This window comes from Nocardioides sp. CPCC 206348 (assembly GCF_048654705.1).
GTDB lineage: Bacteria > Actinomycetota > Actinomycetes > Propionibacteriales > Nocardioidaceae > Nocardioides.
Genome location: NZ_JBMCZA010000216.1, coordinates 48,112 through 49,212, shown reverse-complemented (window position 1 = coordinate 49,212; position 1,101 = coordinate 48,112). Strand labels below are relative to the sequence as shown.

The following is a 1,101-nucleotide window of genomic DNA, read 5'->3' as shown; positions in this document are numbered from 1 at the left end:
ACGCAGACGCCCACGCAGACCATGAGCGCGGGCCTCGAGGAGGAGGCCGAGCCAGTCGTCACCGGGACGGCTGGCGAGCCGGCGATCAATCCCGCTGCCGCGGTCATCGAGCGGGACTCCTTCACCGCGAGCAACGGCAAGCAGGCCGAGATCTACCATCTGCGACTCCACGGCACGGAGTACTACGTCTACCTGCAACCCGACAGTGCTTCCTCGTTCCCGCTGCCTGCGCAGGGCCTCACCTTGCGCGAGTGGGCCGAGGTCCAGCTGGTCGGCCCGGACATCGAGGACGACCAGTGGCTGCGGTTCGACCGCGGCTCACACGTCACTCCGGTGCTCTTCGGCCTGGAGATCGTGAAGCAGGTCCAGAACCCCGGTCTTGGCGAGAACTTCGCGCCGGCAGGCACGCCGACCGCCCTGGTGGAAGCGCGCCTGGACGGAGTCACCTTCTTCCTGGCTGTCCGGTCGATCGACGGCCAGAGGGCCGAGGCCATCTCCTACCGCCGTGACGACCGGATCACCACGCTCCAGCAGTTCCGCACCTTCGCGCTCAACCAGTACGCGGAGAACGAGTCCGGCGGCAGCGAGGGCCTGCGATGAACCGCACCGAACGGGAGCTCGCCTACGTCGAATTCGCCGCTTCGCGCCGCGACCAGCTGCGCCGGATCGCCTACGGCATGTGCGGCGACTGGCACCAGGCCGACGACCTCGTGCAGAACGCCCTGATCAAGCTGTACGTCGCCTGGCCCCGCGTCGTACGCGGCGGGAAGGAGGACGCCTACGTCCGCAAGATCCTGCTCAACGCGGCGATCGACGAGTCCCGTCGCCCGTCGCGTCGGGAGCGGACGACGGAGGCCCTCCCGGAGGTTGCAACAGCGGCCGCGACGACCGTCGAGGACCGCGACTCCCTGGTGAGCGCCCTGCAGGAGCTGCCCGCCCAGCAACGGGCGACGGTGCTGCTGCGGCACTGGCTGGGCCTGTCCGTCACCGAGACCGCCAGGGAGCTCGGCATCGCCGAGGGGACCGTGAAGAGCCACTGCTCACGGGGCCTCGAAGCGCTGCGCGGGCTGCTCGCGCAGACCGGGACGATCTAGGCGAAGC

The 1,101-nt window shown here is 69.6% G+C and carries 2 protein-coding genes; both read left to right on the top strand.

Annotation, left to right across the window (positions count from 1 at the left end):
* On the top strand, positions 1–600 hold a 600-nt coding region (locus ACOADB_RS23555), incomplete at its 5' end, for a hypothetical protein (RefSeq protein WP_378604466.1).
* On the top strand, positions 597–1,094 hold the full coding sequence (locus ACOADB_RS23550) for a SigE family RNA polymerase sigma factor (RefSeq protein WP_378604463.1): 498 nt from the start codon (positions 597–599) through the stop codon (positions 1,092–1,094). The genes ACOADB_RS23555 and ACOADB_RS23550, both read left to right, overlap by 4 nt.
* Positions 1,095–1,101 lie beyond the last annotated feature (7 nt).

What these genes read in the sequence shown, in the direction of transcription:
- ACOADB_RS23550 (WP_378604463.1), top strand. Translation starts at nt 597, where the DNA reads ATGAACCGCACCGAACGGGAGCTCGCCTACGTCGAATTCGCCGCTTCG.